The 362-nt window shown below is 51.1% G+C and carries 2 tRNA genes; both read left to right on the top strand.

Going from position 1 to position 362, the window contains the following annotated elements:
* Nucleotides 1-29 precede the first annotated feature (29 nt).
* Nucleotides 30-106, top strand: a tRNA-Ile gene (locus tag PSSD_RS26065).
* A gap of 117 nt (nt 107-223) precedes the next feature.
* Nucleotides 224-299: transfer RNA gene (locus tag PSSD_RS26060), tRNA-Ala, on the top strand.
* Nucleotides 300-362 lie beyond the last annotated feature (63 nt).

Genomic DNA, 362 nt, shown 5'->3' with positions numbered 1-362 from the left:
GAAAATAAAGAAGAGCGTAAAACGCCTGCAGGCTTGTAGCTCAGGTGGTTAGAGCGCACCCCTGATAAGGGTGAGGTCGGTGGTTCAAGTCCACTCAGGCCTACCAAATTCTTCCGATTTCCGCGTTGTGCCGACGGCTCGCATACATTACGTATGCTTCGCATCGACACGCCTTGAACTCGAAAGAATTCTCCTGGTAAGCAGCGTTTTGCACAAACTCTATGGGGCTATAGCTCAGCTGGGAGAGCGCCTGCCTTGCACGCAGGAGGTCAGCGGTTCGATCCCGCTTAGCTCCACCATCAACGAACCCCACGTTGATAACTAACTTCCGAATGCATTTTTAAGTGCATTGCGAAGTTATT

Source organism: Type-D symbiont of Plautia stali (genome assembly GCF_001485335.1).
In the GTDB taxonomy this organism is placed as follows: Bacteria; Pseudomonadota; Gammaproteobacteria; order Enterobacterales; family Enterobacteriaceae; genus Pantoea; species Pantoea vagans_C.
The sequence above is the reverse complement of the archived record's forward strand: the minus strand, read 5'-3'. Positions and strand labels throughout refer to the sequence as shown.